Below are 19,209 nucleotides of genomic sequence, written 5' to 3'. Positions count from 1 at the left end.
TCCAATCTCCGAAAAACTGCGCAAAAATTACCAATACGAACCAATCTGCGCAGTTACACTATGCGCCGATTCGTTGCCATTTTACAAACGCTTAACAAAAGGCCGGATTTATGCTGCCCGCCCGCCGCGATTTTATGAAATCTGCTGTTCAGAAGTTGTCCGCGGACAACTTTTATCGAGCGGTTGTCCGCGGACAACTGCCCTCCGATTCGCGGGACTTCGACGTTACTCCATTCGTGGAAAAACAGGCGCCGCGGGTGCAAGGCTGTCGCGCCCGTTGTAAACAGATAAGGTGCAGCGAAAGCTTTTGAACGAGGATCCGCCCATTCCCACCGACCGCCCATCAGAGCAAAAGGCCCGCTCCGAGCGCCTCCGGGACCAGCCCCTGTCGCTGCACCAGAAAATTCTCAGCGAGGTCGAGGGGCATATCCTGTCGGGGGACTGGCCGCCGGGTCACCGCATTCCCTTCGAGCACGAGCTGACGGAGCAATATGGTTGCTCGCGCATGACGGTGAACAAGGCGCTCTCGGAACTCGTCAAGCGCGGGCTGATCGAGCGCCGGCGCAAGTCCGGGAGTTACGTCACCTTTCCCCAGGTCCAATCCGCGGTCATGGAAATCCACGACGTCAAGCTCGAAGTGGAATCGCTTGGTCTCGATTACGCCTATCGACGCGAGGGACGGGCCATACGCAAGACCAGCGCAGAGGACCGCGAGCGCATCGATCTGCCGGCCTCTTCGAAATTGCTCGAAATCACCTGCCGGCATTTCGCCGGCGGGCGACCCTTCTGCCTGGAGCAGCGCCTGATCAACCTCTCGGCCGTGCCGGAAGCCGAAGCCGAGCCGTTCGACACGGTCGCTCCGGGTTCTTGGCTGCTCGGCCAAGTGCCCTGGAGCACGGCCGAGCACCGCATCAGGGCGGTGGCGGCGAGCCGTCTGGCGGCCCAGGCGCTTGACGTTGCGGTCGGTAGCCCTTGCCTCGTCATCGAGCGGCGGACCTGGAGCGGCGGCGCTCCGGTCACGAGCGTGCGGCTGACCTATCCCGGCGACCGCCACGAACTCGTCGCCGAGTTTCAACCGAGCGCGGTTGGCTGATATACAGCCGACGCGAAGCCGTGGCTGGCCGGGCCTGCGCCCGGAATGCAGGCTCCTTGCAAGAAAAATCAACAATCTCTGGCGCTTTTCCGCTCCGAGGGGCATCCTGTCACGGTGTCATCCAGGCAGAGGGAGGAACGCCGATGCGCTGTTTCACTGTACTCGGTCCTTCGCAGATCGGAAAATCCACGCTCGTGGAAAAATTGAGCTCGCTGGGGGGCGAGCCGAAAAAGTCAGTTTCCCCTTATGGTTTAGCAATTACTGAATTCGAATTCGGCGGCGAGCCGTGGTTCGCGCTCGACGTGCCGGGCAGCAACGAGGCGATCCCGCTGGCACAGGATGCTTTGCTCGCAAGCGACGCCTGCGTGCTTTGCATTTCACCCGTCCTCGACGAGGCCGTCCTGGCCGCACCTTATCTACGCGTGATCGAGGCTTCGGGGACGCCCTGCATTCTTTTCGTCAACCGCATGGACGAGCCGCGCGGGCGGCTGAGGGACATCGTCGCCGCGCTCCAGGACTATTGCAGCCGTCCGCTCGTTTTGCGGCAGATACCCATCCGCGACGGCGACACGATCATCGGCAGTTGCGATCTCATCTCGGAACGGGCCTGGCGCTATCGCGAAGGCCAGACTTCCGCCCTGTTCGAAATCCCCGAGAGCGCAGCCGAGCGCGAACACGAGGCGCGCGTCGAACTGCTGGAGCATCTTTCCGAGTTCGACGACTGGCTGCTGGAAGAGTTGATCGAAGACCGCGAGCCGGCGAGCGACACGATCTACGCGATCTCGACGCGGGTGCTCTCCGAAAACAAGATCATCCCGGTGCTTCTGGGGGCCGCGAGCCACAGCAACGGCATCATGCGGCTGATGAAGGCGCTTCGTCATGAGGCGCCGCGCGTCGAAGCGCTGCGAAGGCGGCTTGCCACATCCGCCGGCATTGACGAGGCGACGCTCACGGCCGTCAGCTTTCACGCCCATTACCGCCAAAGCGTCGGCAAGACCGTCGTCGCCCGCGCTTTGCAGAACGGTGTAAAACAGGGGGCGATGCTCGGCGGGGCCGGGCTCGGCGCGCTGCAAGATCCGGCCAGCGGCCGGGCCATGGCTTCGGGAGTCACGGTTGCCGGGCAGGTTTTCGCCGCGGTCAAATCGGACCATCTCACCGTTCCTTCCCTGCTCACCGCCAATGCGGCGATCGCGCCGCCGGACTGGACCGCCCCGCCGACGCCGATGCTCGAGCGAGTCCTGGTGCCGGAAAGCGAGCGCGACGAAAACAAGCTTTCGGAGACTCTGGCGAAGCTTGCCGAAACCGATCGCGGGCTGAAAGCGATGCAGGAGGAGGGGACCGGCGCGCAGATGGTCTGCGCCCAGGGGCCGGTGCATCTGCGCGACACTTGCCGGATGCTCGCCGACGTCTTCCACGTCACGGTGACCGACCGCGCGCCGAGCCCGGTCTACCGCGAGACCATATCGAAATCCTCCGACGTGCACTACCGCCACCGCAAGCAGACGGGCGGCGCCGGCCAATTCGCCGACGTCAAGTTGAGCGTCCATCCGAACGGGCGAGGAGAGGGGTTCACCTTCACCGAAACCATCAAGGGTGGCGCCGTTCCGCGCAATTTCATACCGGCGGTCGAAGCCGGCTCGCGCGAGGCCATGGACAAGGGGCCGCTCGGCTTCAAAGCCATCGACATCGGCGTGGTCCTGACGGACGGTCAGCACCATTCGGTCGACAGTTCCGAACATGCCTTCCGAACGGCCGGAAAGCTCGGCGTGCGTCAGGCGCTCTCGCAGGCGGCTTCCGTCCTGTTGCAGCCAATCTTCCGGGTCGAGATCCACGTTCCCTCCATCTATTCCGGCAGCCTCGTGCCGATCGTCTCCACCCTCAAAGGGCAAGTCCTCGGGTTCGACCGAGACGAGGCGGCCAAGGGATGGGATATTTTTCGCGCCCTCGTCCCCGGTAGCGCACTCGAAGATCTGGCGCGCATGCTCAGATCGGCGACGCAGGGCATCGGCTATTTCTCGAAGAGCTTCGACCATTTCGAAGAGCTCTACGGCAAGGAGGCGCAGGCGATTGTCGCCGCCCACGGCACGCATGCGAACGAGCATTAGCGCAGGGTGATTGCCGTCACACGCAGGAATTTGCGCAATGTCTCCTCAGATAGAGACCGATTTGAGGAGACATGCAGACCGTGGCTGGATCTGTAAGTGGGCACGAACGATCGGTGACGCCGAGCCAAGGCGGGTGCTTTGCCGCGCCGCGGCATAATACTCCTACAGCGCCGGCGTCTTATCCGACGCGCAACGTCCCTGTTGCACTTTGAATTTCCTGCATGTCTTTGTTTATAAATAGTAATATATTTTAGGCGACGTGCATATCAGCTCCGCTCCGCCCAGATCTTCGCCAGTTCGACAATCGTCTTTACCGCCTTTTCCATGTCCTGCCGGCTGATCCATTCGAGCGGCGAATGAAAGGCATGGCCGCCGGCAAAGAGGTTGGCTGAGGGCAGGCCCATGAAAGACAGGCGTGAGCCGTCGGTGCCGCCGCGAATGCTGCCGCGCACCGGCACCATGCCGGCGCGACGGATCGCCTCCATGGCGTTGTCGACGACCTCCGGATGGCGGTCGAGGATCGCCTTCATGTTGCGATATTGCTCCTTGACCTCGAAGGAATAGGTGGAACCGGGATAGTCCTGCATCACGCTCCTGGTCAGGTCGCGCAGCATCTCTTCCTTGGCTGCAAGGCCCTCCTCTTCGAAATCGCGGACGATGAAGCTCAACAGCGCTCTTTCCATCGAGCCGGTGACTCGGGTCGGATGGACGAAGCCCTCACGGCCTTCCGTCGTCTCCGGCGCCATGGCGTGCGGCAGCCGCGCCACGATCGCCGCGGCGATCTTGATGGCATTTTCCATCTGGTCCTTGGCGAAGCCCGGATGGATGGCGACGCCGTGGATGGTGATGTCGACGCGGTCGGCCGAGAAAGTCTCGTCCTCGATATGGCCGGCCGTCTCGCCGTCGACCGTATAGGCGAAATCGGCGCCGAGGGTCTCGACGTCCACCTTGTCGACGCCGCGCCCGATTTCCTCGTCGGTGGTGAAGAGCAGCTTGATCGTGCCGTGCGGGATGTCGGGATTGGAGACAAGAACCTCGGCCGCCGTCACGATCTCGGCGATGCCGGCCTTGTCGTCGGCGCCGAGCAGCGTCGTCCCGTCGGTGGTGATGAGGTCATTGCCGATCTGGTCTGCGAGCGCCGGATTGTCACGCACGCGGATCACTTGTTGCGGGTCGCCGGGAAGCGGAATGTCGCCGCCGGCGTAGTGGCGGACGATCTGCGGCCTGACGTTCGTGCCGGTGAAGTCTGGCGCCGTATCCATATGCGAGCAGAAGCAGATGACCGGCACCGGCCTGTCGACATTGGATGGGATGGTGGCGTGGACGTAGCCGTGCTCGTCCATATGTGCGTCGGCAAGTCCGATCGCCAGCAGTTCCTCGACGAGCAGTCGGCCAAGATTCTTCTGCTTTTCCGTGGAGGGCTGGGTCAGCGAGGGGGTCCGACTGGGTGTCGATGACGACGTAGCGCAGGAAGCGCTCGGTAACGGTATCGGTCATGGGCGGTTCCACTGGATTGTTGCACCGACGGCTAATCGCTGGGCGCATCGGCCGGGGCCGACCTTCGGAAAGCACGATGCGTAGAGTTCAAGGAGCTACATCGTCCTTCGTGCGCTCTAAAAGACGCACGGCGTTGTATAGCCCGGGCCGGCGCCGAAGTGAATGGGAGAGCGCCTTCGCCGCGCGGCATCGCCGTTCTCTCGCGCTTTTGCTGGTGCTTCAATCGCAACCGGCGCATGATTGACTGGCGGCGAGGGCTCGCACTGCCCGACCCGGAATGCGATGGCTGGCCTGGACCGAGGCGAGCCGAGACCTAGTTCACGGAGCTGCAGCGTCCTTTTTGCGTCCTGAAGGACGCACGCCGCTGCAGGAGCGGAACCAGCAGCCTTCAAGGAGGATAAGGTGAGCGGACACGTTTACAAGAAGGTGGAACTGATCGGCAGTTCGCCGGTCTCGATTGACGAGGCCATCGAAACGGCAATCTCCCGTGCCTCGCAGACGATGCGAAATCTCGACTGGTTCGAAGTCGATCAGGTCCGTGGCCAGATCGTGAACGGCAAGGTTGCGCACTATCAGGTGGTGATGAAGGTCGGATTCCGTATCGAAGAATAGACCGCCAACCCGGCGATCCGCGAGCAGTTTCCTCGCGGATCGCCGTAGCGGAGTCAGCGCCAGCCGTTCGACCAGTAGCGGTCCTTCAGCTCGCCGAGGCGATCTTCGATATTGGCGATGATGTCCTCCATACGCGAGGACCGCCGCGAAGGCCAATAGGGGCGGGCGGTGGCTGCCAGGACCAGGGCGACGAGTCCGACAACCGCAAGTGCGGTCCAGGCGGGATGCTCGCGTGCCATGGCGCCGGCCCGGCGGCTCGTGTCCATGACCGTGTTCGTGACCGCCCTGCCGGAGGTCATGCCCAATTCGGTGAGCGTGTCCTTCAGAGCGTTGACCTGTTCGCGAAGCGAGCGGACTTGCTCCTCGACGCTCTGCTTCGGGACACCGACCTTTCCCGATTTCGTGTCAACGACCCCGCGCGGAACGGCGGAACCGACTGATCTGTTCTGTGCCATTTGCTGATCCTCCATTTCTTGCATGTTCGGTTGGGCGACAGTTCGGGAGGGAAACGGCAGGTTGCCTCGCTGAGTTCCGTTGTCCTCATCAGGACGGGTGCTCAAAAGGGCTCGCTTCACATTTCACCGGGAATGGCGGAGGACGGACGGGTCCTATGACTGAGGGGAGGGGGCATGATCAGCCTTCCGATCGGACGCCATCGCCTCCAGATAGCCCGCAGGTCCGGAGCGCTTCATGGCCGCGAAGCCGCGATATCTCTTGTGAACGTCGCCAAGGTCATCTGGATTGGCGATAGTCCGGCACGCATCCCCCATCACGAGATCGGCATGGCGCTGCAGCGTCGCGACACGCTTCGGCTGGCGCTCGCAACTGACGACGGCCGTCAGCACATCGAGGATCCTGATCAGCACCGCGGTGCTGCCCGACCCGCTTTGCCGGATCATGTGAAACATGACGTCCACGAGCCCATCATACTCCACCGCCGGCATGACCACGGTAGGCTTGCCCTCGTGGAGGACGACACCGCTCGGCAGACGCAATGGCGCCAGATCGCAAAGGGCTGCGCCGAGCTGGTCTACAACGCTGATCGCCGTGTGGGGATCGTTCACTCCCGGCGAGAGCGCGCGAACCGCCACTTCGACGAGCCGCCTTATCGCGAATTCGATATCGTCGGCATTGCTGCGGTCCCGTCCGAGTGCGGTGGCACTGCGGATTGCCTCTTCGACTCCGTCGACTGGCGGTTTGACGAGAGCGATCGGCGCCCCGGGAAATACGCGATCACCGGGCCTGACGAGCAAACGGATGGCAGTGTGTCTGTCTGCGGCCCATTTCGCCAGCCTGGCCCCATCGAGTTGCTGAAGATAGCCGCGCCGTTCATCGACGACGGCGACGGCATCGCGCCAAAAAACCGGCGGCGGCGGTCGAGACTGCGGCCCATCGGCGGACAGGTCGTCGATCGCGCGCCTGACGTCATTGCTCACCAGGTCGATCACCGTATCGACATTGATGCGCCCCGCCATGTGGCCGACGAAATACACGAGCGTCCCGACGCAGACGAATGCGAGGCCGATGCCGACAGTGAGGGCGAGGTGCGGAATGAAGGCACCCTCGGCCTCGGTGCGGACCGTCCGCAACACCATCAGTGCATAGGAGAAGGTGCCGAGAAATGCCCCCAGGACGAATTGGTTGCCTCGGTCCTTCGTGAAGTTGCGCAACAGCCGCGGACCCATCTGCTGGGCCGCCAGGGAAAGTGCCGCGATGGTGATGGTAAAGACGGTGCCGGCAATGCCGATCGTCGTCGAGGCGATCGCGCCCAAGAGCGTCCGGGCGCCTTCCGCGCCGCCATTGTAGAGCCAGGAGTTCTCCACCATCCACGATGGAACGACGCCGTTCTGATCGAGATAGACCAGCGCCAGGGCAAGAAGAGCTCCTCCGGCGGTAAGGATCGCCGGGAGGACCCAAAAACTCCCGCTGATCGCCGCGAGAGCCTGATTGAGGCGAGCCTTCACGATGACCTCCGCGCAGCCTCGTCGACGGGCATGCGACGGCCTGCCCGCAGAGCTAACCCCCCGAGAGGCTGGGTGGTTCCGCTGCGGGCCGCGGGTGGGTTTCGGTGGCGGCAGAAGACCATGCCGAGACGCGCATCGCCACAGGCGGGCGACGGCCGCATCGTGACAGACACGCCGGCGGCCGATCATGCCTCAGTGGCACACCCCTTCTTGGTCCCGTCGCTCAAATCTGGCCGACGGGCCGGGCCGCCGCTGTCATTCAGACATTGACGATCTCGACGACGGTGACGTCGAAGACGAGATCCTGTCCCGCGAGCGGGTGATTGGCATCCAACGTCACCTGGTTCTCATCGAGATCGGTGACGGTAACGGCCATTTGCTGACCGTCCGGACCGGTTCCCTGCAGTCTCGTGCCGACCGCCACACCTTCGGGGACGACTGAACGCGGCATCGTCTGCACCTTGGCGTCGTCGTGCGGACCGTAGGCTTCCTGTGCCGGAACGGTCACGGTATTCATTTCTCCGACTTCCATTCCGCTGATCTCGCGATCGAGCCCGGGAATGATCTGGCCCGCGCCGACTTTGAACTCCAGCGGCTCCCGGCCTTGCGAAGAGTCGACTGCGGAGCCATCCGCCAGCTTGGCGGTGTAGTGAATGCGAACGACGTCGCCGTTCTTGACTTCGGTCATTGCTTGCTCTCGACTTGTACTTGAGGAAATTTTCGGTCGCGGGCCCATGGGCCGTTCGCGCCGGGCGAAATGCCGGTTCTGCCGGCGTTAATGTCAGCGGAATCTAGGGCGCTGTTGCCAGAATTAAACCGCCGAGGGTGGCGAAGATGGTGCGATCCGCACCTTGCGGACCGCCTCTCGACGGATCGTCCTCCGGACGCCCGCGGGAACAATTTTCGGTCGAAACGGATTCCTCCGCCAGTTGCCACCTGGGACATGAAAGCTTGGCTTGGAAGACGATATTTGCCGGAAAACCGCGGGCTTGGCGGCGAGGAGGCCGGCCAATCATCAAGGAAGCGGAAAACGCCTGGCGCAGCGTGGCTGCCGAGAGGGTGGGCTTCCTTGTCGATGCCGCCGCCTATTTTGCATGCCTCGAGCGCGCCATGGAGCAGGCGGAGGAGCAGATCTGGATCGCGGGATGGGATTTCGACCCGCGCATAAAGCTGCGACCCGAAGATCCGCAATCGGAGGCGCTCGGGACGTTTCTGGAGCGGCTCGCCGCGCAACGACCAAAGGTAAGAATCCGGATTCTCATCTGGGCTATGGGGCCGATCTATTCGGGAAAGTCCTTGCGGCTGTTTCGCAGGCAGAAATGGGCGACACATCCGCAGATCGAGCTCCGCTTTGCAAATCACCGTGCCCTTCGCGGCTCGCATCACCAGAAGCTCGTCTCAATCGACGACCGCATCGCCTTCGTCGGCGGCATCGACCTCACGGCACGGCGCTGGGACAGGCCGGATCACCTGGCCGAAAACGAACTGCGCCGCGACCCGGATGGAAAGCCCTACGACCCGGTGCATGATATCCAGATGGTGCTGGAGGGGCAGGCAAGCCAGTCCATCGGAGATCTCTGCCGCGCTCGCTGGAAATCGTCGATCGGCGAAGACATAAGCCCTCCGACGCCGCGGGCCGTCGCATGGCCCGCCGGAACCGTGCCGATCCTCACGGATTGCCGGATCGCGATTGCGCGCACCGAACCGGAATACGGCAATCGACGGGCGCGGCACGAGACGGTTCGGCTGACCCTTGATGCCCTCAGCAGCGCGAGCCGCCACATCTATATCGAGACCCAGTACTTCGCTTCGAACAGGATCGGCAAGCTGCTTTGCAGGCGTCTGCAGGAGCCGGACGGCCCGGAAATCGTGGTGATTACCACCTTCAGTTCGCACGGCATTCTGGAAAGACTAGTCATGGGCAACAATCGCGACCGCCTAATCCGGCGGCTCAAGCGCGCCGACCGCTATGGCAGGTTCCGGGTCCTCTATCCCGTCGTCCCTCAAGCGGATGGCTCCGAACAGGAAGTGATCATCCATTCCAAGCTGGTCGTCATCGACGAGCGGTTTCTTCGCGTAGGTTCCTCGAACTTCAATAACCGCTCGGAAGGATTCGATACGGAATGCGATGTCGCCGTCGAGGCCGCGAGCGATGGCCAATGCGCAGCAATCAGGGAAGTCCGCAACGGGCTCCTGGCGGAACATCTCGCCGTCGAACCGGGGGAAGTCGACGCGACGATACGGGAGACCGGTTCCCTCGTCGCCGTCGTCGACAGGCTGAATGTGAACAAGCGCGGTCTACGGGCCTTCGACGGGCTCGGGAACGACGGGGCGACTTCGCTTGTCTGGGGCACGGACATCGTCGACCCGAGAAGACCGGTCAGGCCACTTCACGGTACACTTGTCCTCGTGCGGCGCTGGGGAGGTCAGCTTTTAGCCTTGCTGGCGAGGCTTTTCGCCTCGTCGAAACGAAGAAACTCCGCGATCGAGAACGAGATCAAGCCGAGCGGCAGCGGCAGGAAGAAATAGATCGCCCGGAATGCTACCAATGCCCCGATATTGGCGGTCTGGCCGAGCAGGAAGGCGATCGTCGTTTCGAGCACGCCGATCCCCCCGGGGACATGGCTGATAAGGGCCGTGACATTGGCGCCGACATAGGCGGTTGCGGTCTCGAGGAAGGCAGGCGACCCGAATGCCAGCACCAGCTGATGCAGGCACGCGCTGACGCAGAGGAAGTTGGCCGTGCCGACGACCACCTGACCGGCCGCAAGCGGCAGGGACGGCATCTCGAACGTCCATCGGAAAATCCGCACCGAGCCTCGGAGCGCGCCTGCCAGGATGACATAGCCGAGCGATCCGGCGATGCAGGCAATGCCGAGCAGAAGGGCGCCGGTCCGCGACAGTCCGATGATCCGCGCCGCGCTTTCGGGCATGACGAGGCAGGAAAGGCCCGCCACGGTGGCAAGACCAAGCCCGACGGTGACGCCGCAGAAGAGAATGATTTTCGCCACTTCCTCGCCGCTGAAACCCCAGCGCGAATAGAAGCGGTAGCGGACGGCTCCGCTGCTCAAGGCCGCCACGCCCACATTGTGGCCGATCGCGAGGCTGGTGAAAGAGGTGATGGCCACCCGGCGGTAGGCGAGCCTTTGCCCGACATAGCGCACCGCCAGCGCGTCGAACAGCGTGAGGCAGAAATAGGAGAGGCAGACGAAACCAATGCCGGCGAGGAGACGGCCCAGAGGGATTTGCAGGACCGCGTCCAGGATTTCGCCGAATGTGTATCGGCTGAGCGCCCGGTAGATCAGCCAGGCGGCGACTCCGACGGCGGCGAATATGAATAGTCTCGCAATGATCTTCTTCGGCAATGGTCCCGTTCCTCAGTCGCGTCCATCGGAACGAAAAGCAGGTCCCACGTGTTCCCGGATGCGAAAGGGCCGTACTGGAATGCCTCGACCGATACGCCTCCTGACCTATAACGTCCACAGCTGCTTCGGCACCGACCGCAAGCTCGACCCCGGGCGCATCGCCGAGGTGATAGGCGAATGCAAGCCCGACATCATAGCGCTCCAGGAGGTCGACGTCGGCCGCGCGCGCAGCGGCGGAATGGACCAGGCGCACATGATCGCCGCGCATCTGCGCATGGAGGCGCACTTTCATCCCGCTCTGCATCTGAAGGAAGAACGGTATGGTGATGCGGTGCTGACGGCCTTGCCGATGCGCCTTGTCAAGGCGGAAGCCCTGCCGTCGTCCGGAGAGCCCAGAGGCGCGCTCTGGGTGGAGGTCGACATCGGCCATGTCACACTTCAGGTCATCGTCACCCATCTCGGGTTGGGTGGTTCCGAGCGTATCCGGCAGATGACGACCCTCCTTGGTCCCGGGTGGCTTGGAGGAATACGGCAATCGGAATCGCGCGTGGTCTTGGCGGGCGACCTCAACGCGATTGCACGCTCGGCCGCCTACAGGGCTCTCGCCGGCCATCTCAAGGATGCCCAGCTTCTTTCGAATGCCAAGCCGCGGCCGACCTTTCCGTCGCGATTGCCGCTTCTTCGTCTCGATCATGTCTTCGTCGGCGACGGAATAGGCGTGAAGGCCTGCCGGGTGCATGACAGTGCGATGGCGCGCTCGGCCTCCGACCATCTTCCGGTGCTGGTCGAGCTCGAAATCGAACCTCACAGGAGGTCAGTCGAAAAGGACATCCTGCCCACTTACGGAAGCGGGGCGCCGCCGCTCCCATAGCGCACCGAAAATTCGAACCGATTATCGGAACGCACGACAGGAGTTCAAAGAGGTACAGCGCCCTGTGTGCATCCAGCGGCGCCGTAACTCTGGGGGCCGGCTCAATAGCCGCCCACGATCGGCAGGATTTCGCCGGTGATGTAGCTGGAGCAATGTGGCGAGGCCAGGAAGACATAGGCCGGCGCGATCTCCTCCGGCTGGGCTGCGCGCTTCATCGGCGTGTTCGAGCCGAATTTTTCGACCGCCTCGGCCGGCTTGTCGGAGGGATTGAGCGGCGTCCAGACCGGGCCGGGTGCTACCGCATTGACGCGGATGCCTTTCGCCACGAGCTGGCCGGAAAGCGCACGCGTGAAGGCGTGGATGCCGCCTTTGGTCATCGAGTAGTCCAGAAGGTCCTTCGATCCCTCGAGCCCCGTCACCGAGCCGGTGTTGATGATCGCCGATCCGTAGGGCATGTGCGGGATCGCGGCCTTGGCCATGTAGAAATAGCCGTAGAGATTGGTCTTCAGCGTCTCGTCGAAATGCTCCTCGCTCAGATCTTCGATGTCATAGGTATGAACCTGGAAGGCCGCATTGTTAACGAGCACATCGAGATGGCCGAACGTCTTCACGGTCTCTTCCACCGCCTGACGGCAGAAGGCCGGGTCCTTCACGTCGCCGCGGATTGTGAGGCAACGCCGGCCTTCCTTCTCGACGGCGCTCCGGGTGTCGCTCGCATCCTGGGTCTCGTCGAGATGCGCGATCGCCACGTCCGCGCCTTCGCGCGCGAAGAGCACGGCCACGGAGCGGCCGATCCCGGAATCGCCGCCGGTGATCAGTGCGACCTTGTCCTTCAGCTTCTCCGATCCCTTGTAGAAGGGCGCATCGTACATCGGCTGAAGCGGCAGCTCGGCTTCGCTGCCGGGCTTTGGCTGATGAACCTTCGGAAGCGGCGGTTCGGGATAGCGCCGGGCGCCTGCCTGCATCGAACCCTTGCTTTCAGGCTTGCCCTTTTTGTCGGCGGCCGCCACTTCGGTCTGGATCTCGCGTTGCTTCTTGGCGGTAGCGGAAGATTTCATGGGGAGGCTCCTTTCGGTTCTGGCTCTAGAACTCGTCCGGAGGGCAAAAGTTGCGCGGTCAGTAGAATGCATCGCTTTCCACGGTCGAACTAACCCTCCAGATCTCGCCGACGCCGCGGAGCCCGCGATTTCCTGGATTCGGCGGATGGCAGGTGTTCTCTGAATCCATTGGTGCGGGCGAGGCGAGCGCGCATACAGCGCCGTGGGTTCTGGGGCCGATTTCAAAGCCGATACGCTACCGGGTCCTGAGACTAGAGTACGAGCATAGCGACCGTGGCAAGGCCCATGACGATCGCCGTGAGGCCGCCGAGGGCCGCCATCCACCAGGGCGCGGTCAGTCGCCCCATGATGCGCGGATTGATGGCCATGATAGTAATGGCCGCGATCAGCGGGGCAGCGAGCATACCGTTGATAACCGCACTCCAATAGAGCATCAGGAAAGGATCGAGGCCAACAAGGAACACGGCGACGCTGCCGAGCGTCGCTGCGGCTATGGTCCCGTAAAATGCCTTGGCCCTTTTAAGCGGTCGATCCAGTCCCTGCGGCCATTGAAAGAGTTCGGCAACGGCATAGGCAGCGGATCCGGCCAGGACGGGGACTGCCAACATTCCCGTGCCGATGATTCCGGCGGCGAACAGGATGAAGGCAAACTCGCCGGCGATCGGCCGGAGAGCCTCCGCTGCTTGCGCCGACGTTTCGATGTGGGTCACGCCGTTCCGGTGAAGCGTGGCGGCCGTCGCCAGTATGATGAACAGCGCGACGAGATTGGAAAAGCCCATGCCAATAAGCGTGTCGAGGCGGATACGCGCCAGTTCCGGTGCGGCTGTCTCGGGATCGGCCTTCAGTCTTGCCTGCTGGCGACGGCGGAGCTCCTCGATCTCCTGCGCCGCCTGCCAGAAAAACAGGTAGGGGCTGATGGTAGTGCCCAGGATCGCCAGCAGCGCCATTGCGTGCCGACCGTCCAGGGAAATTTGCGGGAGAAAGATGCCGCGCAGTGCCTCCGGCCAGGGGATCTCAACGGCGAGGATGACGGCGACATAGGCAAAGAGCGAGAGGGTCAGCCACTTGAGTAGAAGCGCGTACCGCCGGTAGGGCACAAACACCTCCAGCCAAACGCAGAGAAACGCGAAGAGCACGGCGTAGAGGACCTGTGGGCCATCGATAAGGAGGTAAAGTGCGGCCCCCATGGCCGCGAGATTGGCGCCTATATTGACGAAATTTGCGGCAAACAGCATCGATACGGCTGTCCTTGCCAGCCATAGGGGATAGTGCCGGCGCAAGTTCTCGGACACGCCACGGCCGGTCACCGCGCCTATGCCGGCACTCAATCCCTGGACCGTCACCATCAGGGGATAGGTAAGGATCATCGTCCAGCCCAGGGTGAAGCCGAATTGCGCGCCGACTTGGCTGTAGGTGGCGATGCCGCTCGGGTCGTCATCGGCGGCCCCGGTCACGAGCCCTGCGCGGAGCCCTTTGAAGATGTTCAGCGCCTCGTGTTTTTCGGCTTTTTGGGGAGACGAGGTTTCCGCCATATCAGGCCGCCCCATACGTCTGATCGCCGGCAGCCGGCACGGACGAGCCGCTTCCCCGCCAGCGGCGTAACTCGGCACATTCGTCTAAAGTCTTCCATCCACGAGTGGCCATCCAGGGCTTTCCGACGCAATTCATTCGCGCTCAACGGTGTCGCCTTGCAAGCGAGCCGCGGGAATAATGCCTTGGACACCACCTTGTTCCCTGTTCAGGCGATTGGCTGCACCGCCCTCCCGACGGTCGGTGCCGCGCGAAACGCTCACGGCGCCGTGACGACGATTGCGGAACACCGTCCGCTTCCGCTTCGGCAGTAGCTGTGGCTCACGCTGGAATCGAAATAGGCGGCGTCCCCTTTTCCGAGCAACACGGTCTCCTTGCCCACCGTCAATTCGAGCTCTCCGTCGGTTACGAAGACCAGCTCGGCACTTCCGTGCTGGTGCGGGTCGGACGGTCGCGAATCCATCGGAAATTCCGCATAGAAGCTCTCCATCCGGCGATCGGGAGCCGGATAGTCGAGGCTCTCGAACAGGTAGGCCGGCTGCCCCTTGGCCGGCGGAACCGGCAGGCGCAGGCGCTCGCCAGCCCGAACGACTGAGACCCGCGGCCGCTGCGTTTCCTGGCTGAAGAAGTGGTCCAGGCCGACGCCGAACACCATTGCGATGCGCACGAGGGTCGGAAGCGTGGGGAAGAGCCGCCCCCGCTCGATCTTGGACAGCATCGCGGTGGACAGCCCCGTATGGGCGGCAAGCTGCGTCAGGGCGAGCTTCTTCTTGAGGCGAAGCGCGCGAAGCCGGGGGCCGATCTGATAGCGCTCCAGTTCCGTTTCGAGCGTCTGCGAAAGTCCGTCCATCAAGTCGTTTTCCTCTCATGCCTTGTCTGTCGAGAAGTTTATCATGGCATGAAAATAAATGTAACTTTCACGAAAAGTTGAGTGGAAAGAAAAACTCCTTTCTCTACATGAAAGTAGAACCGTGTGGCATGAGGCCGACGGTTCCGAACAGGAGTCCAAGCAAATGACGTTCAAGTTTGCACAGAAAGCGGCCCTTGCCGTCGTAACCATGGGACTGGTTCTCGGGCTGAAGGCCGGCATCGCTGCAGAGAAGGATATCGTCGACACGGCCGCCGGGGCCGGGCAATTTCAAACGCTCGCCGCTGCTATCGACGCTGCAGGTCTCACCGAAACGCTGAAGGGCGCCGGTCCATTCACGGTCTTCGCCCCGACCGATGACGCTTTTTCCAAGCTGCCGGCCGGCACGGTCGAAAACCTTCTGAAGCCGGAGAACAAGGAGAAGCTGGTAAGCGTGCTGACCTATCACGTGGTTCCGGGCAAGGTCTTGGCGGCGGATGTGGTGAAGCTGAACGAGGCGAAGACCGTCAACGGCAAGATGATCACGATCAAGGCGTCCGGCGACGGCGTGATGGTCAACGACGCCAATGTCACGGCGACCGATATTGGCGCCTCGAATGGCGTCATCCACGTCCTCGACGAGGTGATCCTGCCGCCGGAAGGCTGACAAATGAGGCTCAACACTCGAGGGGTGCGCGTCGGCGCCCCTCGATGGAGGAAAAGATGAAGACTGTGAATCTGATTACACTCGCCCTCGTCATTGTGGGCGGAATGAACTGGGGTCTCCTAGGACTTTTCGGATTCGACCTCGTGGCTGCACTGTTCGGCGTAGGCTCGGCGATTTCGCGCATCGTCTATAATGCAGTCGGTGCATCCGCCGCGGTGCAGCTCGTGCCGCTCCTCTCAACCTTGGGCGGCGGCAGATTCACCGCCGAACGGGGCTGATGCCGTTACTGCTCCGCGCGTGTTTTTCGGATTCAAAGGTCGCTGTAGCGCTTCGAATTGCTGCGTGTCTTCTCCTCAAATCGACGTCGATTGCAGGAGACATGCGGTCGGGGAGCGGTTCGGCCGGCCGCTTCCCGGCGAGGGCATCACCAAAGGCGAATGATCATGTCTTGCACATGGGTGGAAGTGAACGACCGCATGCAGCAGGGCTACCGATACGCGCTGACTGCGCCGGTAGGGCAACACTTTCACGCGGACTTCACGCCGGACCTCACACCCGCAGAAATGCTGGCGTTCGGCGTTTTCGGCGGTAAGTACATGACGGATTGCCAGGACGAGTTCCCGAAGGAGTGGTTCGCGGCCGCGCGGCTGTCGCCACGACGGAACGCTCGGCTCAATTTCTTCGGAGTCGAAGCCAGCCAGCGGCTCAGCTTGTGGCGTGCCAAGGGCTGGCTCCATCCCGACGATCCGCGCGGCTGGTTTCAGTGGTACTGCCGCTACTTCCTGGGCCGGCGGTTGCCCGGCGAAGACGAACGACAGATCGGACGATGGAAAGCCATGCGGCGCCACCTGGCCCAGCTTCGCCGCCATTGCGAGCCGTGCGACTGGCACTGCCGCCCGCGGCAGCGTCAGGCGCTGCTGCAATGGGCATATGACAGCCGCGGTCTGGATGCCGCGGTGCCGAAGTGGCGAGAGGAAGGGAACTCGGGCCCCGTTCGCGGCTTTAGCGGGAGCAGGTGCCGACGGATGCCTATCGAGGCGGCACCTTTGACCGGTGTGGGAGAGGGTCCATGTTGTTGCGCGCGCGGGAGGAGATCATGAGCGAGGGGTTGGCGCTATCTCGTGGCGCTTGCGCTCAATCTCGCCATCGCCCTCGCTGAACTCATCGGCGGCATCCTGTCCGGCAGCCTAACGCTGATCGCCGACGCGGCCCACAATGCGAGCGAAGGCCGATGCGCTGAGGAAGCGCATCAAGGAGCCGCTCATCGACCGCTACGGCATCGGCCATGTCATGCTGGAAATCGAGTTTACGGCCAGCGTCGATCACAACCGCGACGTCATCGGCAACGAGCATTGAGGAGGGAACCCGCGGCGGCCGCATCGGGAACGGAATCGCCCGTCGGTGGTTTGGCATTCACAACACAAACCACTGGAGGAGCACATGCTGAAGAAATTGCTCGTTGCGGCCGCACTCTGCGCGGGCCCCGTATCGCCGGTCTTTGCCCAGGCGGACCTCATATGCGATCAGGACGGACTACAAGCGCTTGAGGCCGAGATCGCGCAGATCGAGGATCTGCAGCGAAAGAGCCAGGCGGAACAGGCGCTCGCCGAGGCGAGGGCGGCCCTGGCCGCGAACGATATAGACAATTGCAAGCTCCATATGGGTGAGGTCACCACGGCAGCCAAGCCGCAGAGCGATCCGCTCTGACGCCGACAATCGGGACCTGATTTCCTATAGGGGACCGAAGCCGGGGCATGAGCCCCGGCGCTTCACCGATTCCAACCTTTGTTTTCCGCCCTTTTCGTGCCCGCCGAACCGAACTCGGCTGAGGCAGGGCCGCCTTGGCGCCGGTGCGCCGAAGCGGGCTGCGGCGGCGCCTCGGCCCCGGAATGCAGATAGCCGGCGTCGAATTCCGCAATTCGCGCCAGACCAGCCGGATCCAGGATGACGATGCCGTTGCGGTGCTGTTCGATCAGCCCCATCGCCTTGAGCTTGCCGATCGTACGGCTGACATGCTCCGTCGTCAGGCCGAGAAAGTCACCGATCCACCTCTGTTGCAGCAAGATGCGTTTCGAACGCGAAGGCGGCACACCCGCGAGTTCGCGACGCAGGCGGAATTCGGTCAGCAGATGCGCCAGTCGCCGGATCGCGGGTCGTCGGCCGACGCTCAGCAGGCGCTCGAACAGGATGGAACGGCTCCGGGTCTCCTGATGCAGGAGCAGGATTGGTATCTGCGGATAGCGCGCAAAGAGGTCGAGAACCCTGCCGGTCGAGATCTCCACGATTTCCGCGTCCGTGAGCGCGGCAAGAAAATGGTCCGACTCGCCGAAAAGGATGCAGCCGAGGTCACAGAACCTCGTCGGGAAAACCAGATCGGCACTCTGTCTCTCGCCGTTCCGGAGAATCCGATACTGAACCGCCAGCCCCTCGACGAGTATTCTCGCGACGTCGCCGGGTTCGTCCGGCCTGTATATCGTATCACCTCGCTGGAACCGCCGGATTTCTCTCGGGGTATTCAGGATCGCCTGCTTTTCCGATTCAGCGAGAGGCAGATGACGGACAAATCGTATCATACGTCCCTTCCGTTCGTGATCGTCTCCTGTCGGCCATAGGGTGGACGGCCTGCGAGAGCGTTCGAATGGCCTTTTGGCAAGGCGAGGGCCATCGGTATTGGCTGTCCATGATCTGGATCAATGATCGCTGTGGATCATTTTCGTTACTTTAGCACGGCATAAAACAACAATCGCCCTGGGGATCATGAATTGGGAGAAGACGATGGCTGGATACTCGGTACACCGTTTTCGCGGATTGGAGCGTCAGGAGGAGACCGGACCTGGGCCGGATTTCCGCGTAACCTACTCCAGAAGCTCAGGATGGCAGATCGAGATTGTCTCACGACATGCGCATGAATGGGCCAAGGCAAACGCCAGCCCGGCACTCTTTAACAATGAGGGCGGTCGCATCTCAACCGACCTCGCTGGCGTCAATCATCTCGTGTACAATGCGCGCACGGATGGTTTGAAGACCGAATATATCGGCCCGCGTCGTATCCTCACATTCTGACCGCGCACCTTTTGCGCAACGACCCCGTCGCTGGCGGCTTCCAGGAGGGAGCCGCCGACGTCCCAGCGGAGGGAACGGCCATGAACCGGCACGTTGCAGTACCGACAGAGGTGTGGGCTGCGATTGCCACTTATCTGCGCGACAGGCGGGGAACGCTCGTGGAGATCAGCGATGCGGTCAGTGTCGTCCGGCGCGGAGTTCCGCCTGTCAGGCTGAGCGATCGGCAACTCGGCGATGCCATCGCGGGCGAGGCGGTGAAGATCAACTGTGCTGTCTTCTTCGACACTTGCTTTCGGAAAGATGGTTGACCGCACCGGGAGCGAGCCGTCAAGACAACTGCATCGGCCCCGGGGGCAGATGCGGCTTGACGCTGGTCAATGCCCCTCGACGCGTCGGATGCAATGCTAGAAGTAGTTTGCTCCGCAGCGCCAGAACAGGCGCATCGGCTCACCTCACCCTTTCCGAATGGATGGTCGGGCATATCTTATTTTAAATTTCGCTCCGACGGTGCCCTCCGGCATTTTGACGAAAGTGCCG

General features: G+C 62.5%; 19 protein-coding genes and 3 pseudogenes. 13 read left to right on the top strand and 9 right to left on the bottom strand.

Annotated elements, in window-relative coordinates:
- The first annotated feature begins 385 nt into the window (after window positions 1-385).
- A complete protein-coding gene (gene hutC / locus SJ05684_RS27135) occupies window positions 386-1,093 on the top strand; it encodes a histidine utilization transcriptional repressor HutC (protein ID WP_034855440.1) in 708 nt (235 codons plus the stop codon).
- Window positions 1,094-1,236: 143 nt separating this feature from the next.
- A complete protein-coding gene (locus SJ05684_RS27130; protein WP_034855408.1) occupies window positions 1,237-3,198 on the top strand; it encodes an elongation factor G in 1,962 nt (653 codons plus the stop codon).
- Between the two features lie 266 nt (window positions 3,199-3,464).
- On the opposite strand, the pseudogene pepT reads toward SJ05684_RS27130, so the two are convergent.
- Window positions 3,465-4,695: pseudogene (gene pepT, locus SJ05684_RS27125) on the bottom strand (peptidase T).
- Between the two features lie 402 nt (window positions 4,696-5,097).
- Here pepT and SJ05684_RS27120 point away from each other — a divergent pair.
- Window positions 5,098-5,307 carry a dodecin gene (locus SJ05684_RS27120; protein ID WP_034855407.1) on the top strand — a complete coding sequence of 70 codons (210 nt, stop codon included), beginning with the start codon at window positions 5,098-5,100 and terminating at the stop codon, window positions 5,305-5,307.
- A gap of 53 nt (window positions 5,308-5,360) precedes the next feature.
- On the opposite strand, the gene SJ05684_RS27115 is transcribed toward SJ05684_RS27120, so the two are convergent.
- From SJ05684_RS27115 to SJ05684_RS27105, 3 genes are all read right to left on the bottom strand, one after another.
- The gene (locus tag SJ05684_RS27115) at window positions 5,361-5,762 is read right to left on the bottom strand and encodes a hypothetical protein (protein ID WP_034855406.1); all 402 of its coding nucleotides are present in this window, start codon (window positions 5,760-5,762) and stop codon (window positions 5,361-5,363) included.
- A gap of 153 nt (window positions 5,763-5,915) precedes the next feature.
- Complete coding sequence (locus tag SJ05684_RS27110) at window positions 5,916-7,271, bottom strand: DUF2254 domain-containing protein (RefSeq protein ID WP_050980040.1); 1,356 nt, start codon at window positions 7,269-7,271, stop codon at window positions 5,916-5,918.
- Between the two features lie 259 nt (window positions 7,272-7,530).
- The gene (locus SJ05684_RS27105) at window positions 7,531-7,959 is read right to left on the bottom strand and encodes an FKBP-type peptidyl-prolyl cis-trans isomerase (RefSeq protein WP_034855405.1); all 429 of its coding nucleotides are present in this window, start codon (window positions 7,957-7,959) and stop codon (window positions 7,531-7,533) included.
- A 146-nt stretch (window positions 7,960-8,105) separates the two neighbouring features.
- Between SJ05684_RS27105 and SJ05684_RS27100 the strand changes: the two genes are divergently transcribed.
- A complete protein-coding gene (locus SJ05684_RS27100) occupies window positions 8,106-9,800 on the top strand; it encodes a phospholipase D-like domain-containing protein (RefSeq protein ID WP_050980039.1) in 1,695 nt (564 codons plus the stop codon).
- Here the strand turns inward: SJ05684_RS27100 and SJ05684_RS27095 are convergent.
- A complete protein-coding gene (locus tag SJ05684_RS27095) occupies window positions 9,698-10,636 on the bottom strand; it encodes a putative bifunctional lysylphosphatidylglycerol flippase/synthetase (protein ID WP_034855403.1) in 939 nt (312 codons plus the stop codon). The genes SJ05684_RS27100 and SJ05684_RS27095 overlap by 103 nt on opposite strands.
- 79 nt (window positions 10,637-10,715) lie before the next feature.
- On the opposite strand from SJ05684_RS27095, the gene SJ05684_RS27090 reads away from it, so the two are divergent.
- Window positions 10,716-11,507 carry an endonuclease/exonuclease/phosphatase family protein gene (locus SJ05684_RS27090; RefSeq protein WP_034855402.1) on the top strand — a complete coding sequence of 264 codons (792 nt, stop codon included), beginning with the start codon at window positions 10,716-10,718 and terminating at the stop codon, window positions 11,505-11,507.
- A 101-nt stretch (window positions 11,508-11,608) separates the two neighbouring features.
- Here SJ05684_RS27090 and SJ05684_RS27085 read toward each other — a convergent pair whose 3' ends face one another.
- The 3 genes from SJ05684_RS27085 to SJ05684_RS27075 form a co-directional block, all read right to left on the bottom strand.
- Window positions 11,609-12,565, bottom strand: coding sequence for an SDR family oxidoreductase (locus SJ05684_RS27085; protein ID WP_095694395.1), 957 nt, complete (start codon window positions 12,563-12,565; stop codon window positions 11,609-11,611).
- 251 nt (window positions 12,566-12,816) lie between these two features.
- Window positions 12,817-14,097, bottom strand: coding sequence for an NRAMP family divalent metal transporter (locus SJ05684_RS27080; RefSeq protein ID WP_034855366.1), 1,281 nt, complete (start codon window positions 14,095-14,097; stop codon window positions 12,817-12,819).
- 257 nt (window positions 14,098-14,354) lie between these two features.
- The gene (locus tag SJ05684_RS27075; protein ID WP_034855364.1) at window positions 14,355-14,945 is read right to left on the bottom strand and encodes a helix-turn-helix domain-containing protein; all 591 of its coding nucleotides are present in this window, start codon (window positions 14,943-14,945) and stop codon (window positions 14,355-14,357) included.
- A 208-nt stretch (window positions 14,946-15,153) separates the two neighbouring features.
- Between SJ05684_RS27075 and SJ05684_RS27070 the strand changes: the two genes are divergently transcribed.
- The 6 genes and pseudogenes from SJ05684_RS27070 (at window position 15,154) to SJ05684_RS27050 (ending at window position 17,316) form a co-directional block, all read left to right on the top strand.
- A complete protein-coding gene (locus tag SJ05684_RS27070; protein WP_085939083.1) occupies window positions 15,154-15,609 on the top strand; it encodes a fasciclin domain-containing protein in 456 nt (151 codons plus the stop codon).
- Between the two features lie 56 nt (window positions 15,610-15,665).
- Window positions 15,666-15,887 (top strand): DUF378 domain-containing protein, encoded by a 222-nt coding sequence (locus SJ05684_RS27065; protein ID WP_034855393.1) that lies wholly within the window; start codon window positions 15,666-15,668, stop codon window positions 15,885-15,887.
- A 165-nt stretch (window positions 15,888-16,052) separates the two neighbouring features.
- Window positions 16,053-16,556 (top strand): annotated as a pseudogene (locus SJ05684_RS27060) (hypothetical protein); the annotation flags it as partial.
- Window positions 16,557-16,730: 174 nt separating this feature from the next.
- Window positions 16,731-16,784 (top strand): annotated as a pseudogene (locus tag SJ05684_RS31105) (hypothetical protein); the annotation flags it as partial.
- A gap of 40 nt (window positions 16,785-16,824) precedes the next feature.
- Window positions 16,825-16,965 (top strand): hypothetical protein, encoded by a 141-nt coding sequence (locus tag SJ05684_RS30730; protein WP_244426645.1) that lies wholly within the window; start codon window positions 16,825-16,827, stop codon window positions 16,963-16,965.
- Window positions 16,966-17,049: 84 nt separating this feature from the next.
- Complete coding sequence (locus SJ05684_RS27050; protein ID WP_050980036.1) at window positions 17,050-17,316, top strand: hypothetical protein; 267 nt, start codon at window positions 17,050-17,052, stop codon at window positions 17,314-17,316.
- A gap of 62 nt (window positions 17,317-17,378) precedes the next feature.
- Here SJ05684_RS27050 and SJ05684_RS27045 read toward each other — a convergent pair whose 3' ends face one another.
- Window positions 17,379-18,182 (bottom strand): Crp/Fnr family transcriptional regulator, encoded by an 804-nt coding sequence (locus tag SJ05684_RS27045; RefSeq protein ID WP_034855362.1) that lies wholly within the window; start codon window positions 18,180-18,182, stop codon window positions 17,379-17,381.
- A 202-nt stretch (window positions 18,183-18,384) separates the two neighbouring features.
- Between SJ05684_RS27045 and SJ05684_RS27040 the strand changes: the two genes are divergently transcribed.
- Window positions 18,385-18,672, top strand: a complete 288-nt coding sequence (locus SJ05684_RS27040) for a hypothetical protein (RefSeq protein ID WP_050980035.1) — start codon at window positions 18,385-18,387, stop codon at window positions 18,670-18,672.
- An 80-nt stretch (window positions 18,673-18,752) separates the two neighbouring features.
- Window positions 18,753-18,980: a hypothetical protein gene (locus tag SJ05684_RS27035; protein WP_034855360.1), complete on the top strand. Its 228-nt coding sequence runs from the start codon at window positions 18,753-18,755 to the stop codon at window positions 18,978-18,980.
- The last annotated feature ends 229 nt before the right edge of the window (window positions 18,981-19,209 follow it).

The organism is Sinorhizobium sojae CCBAU 05684 (genome assembly GCF_002288525.1).
GTDB classification, from domain to species: Bacteria; Pseudomonadota; Alphaproteobacteria; order Rhizobiales; family Rhizobiaceae; genus Sinorhizobium; species Sinorhizobium sojae.
The sequence above is the reverse complement of the archived record's forward strand: the minus strand, read 5'-3'. Positions and strand labels throughout refer to the sequence as shown.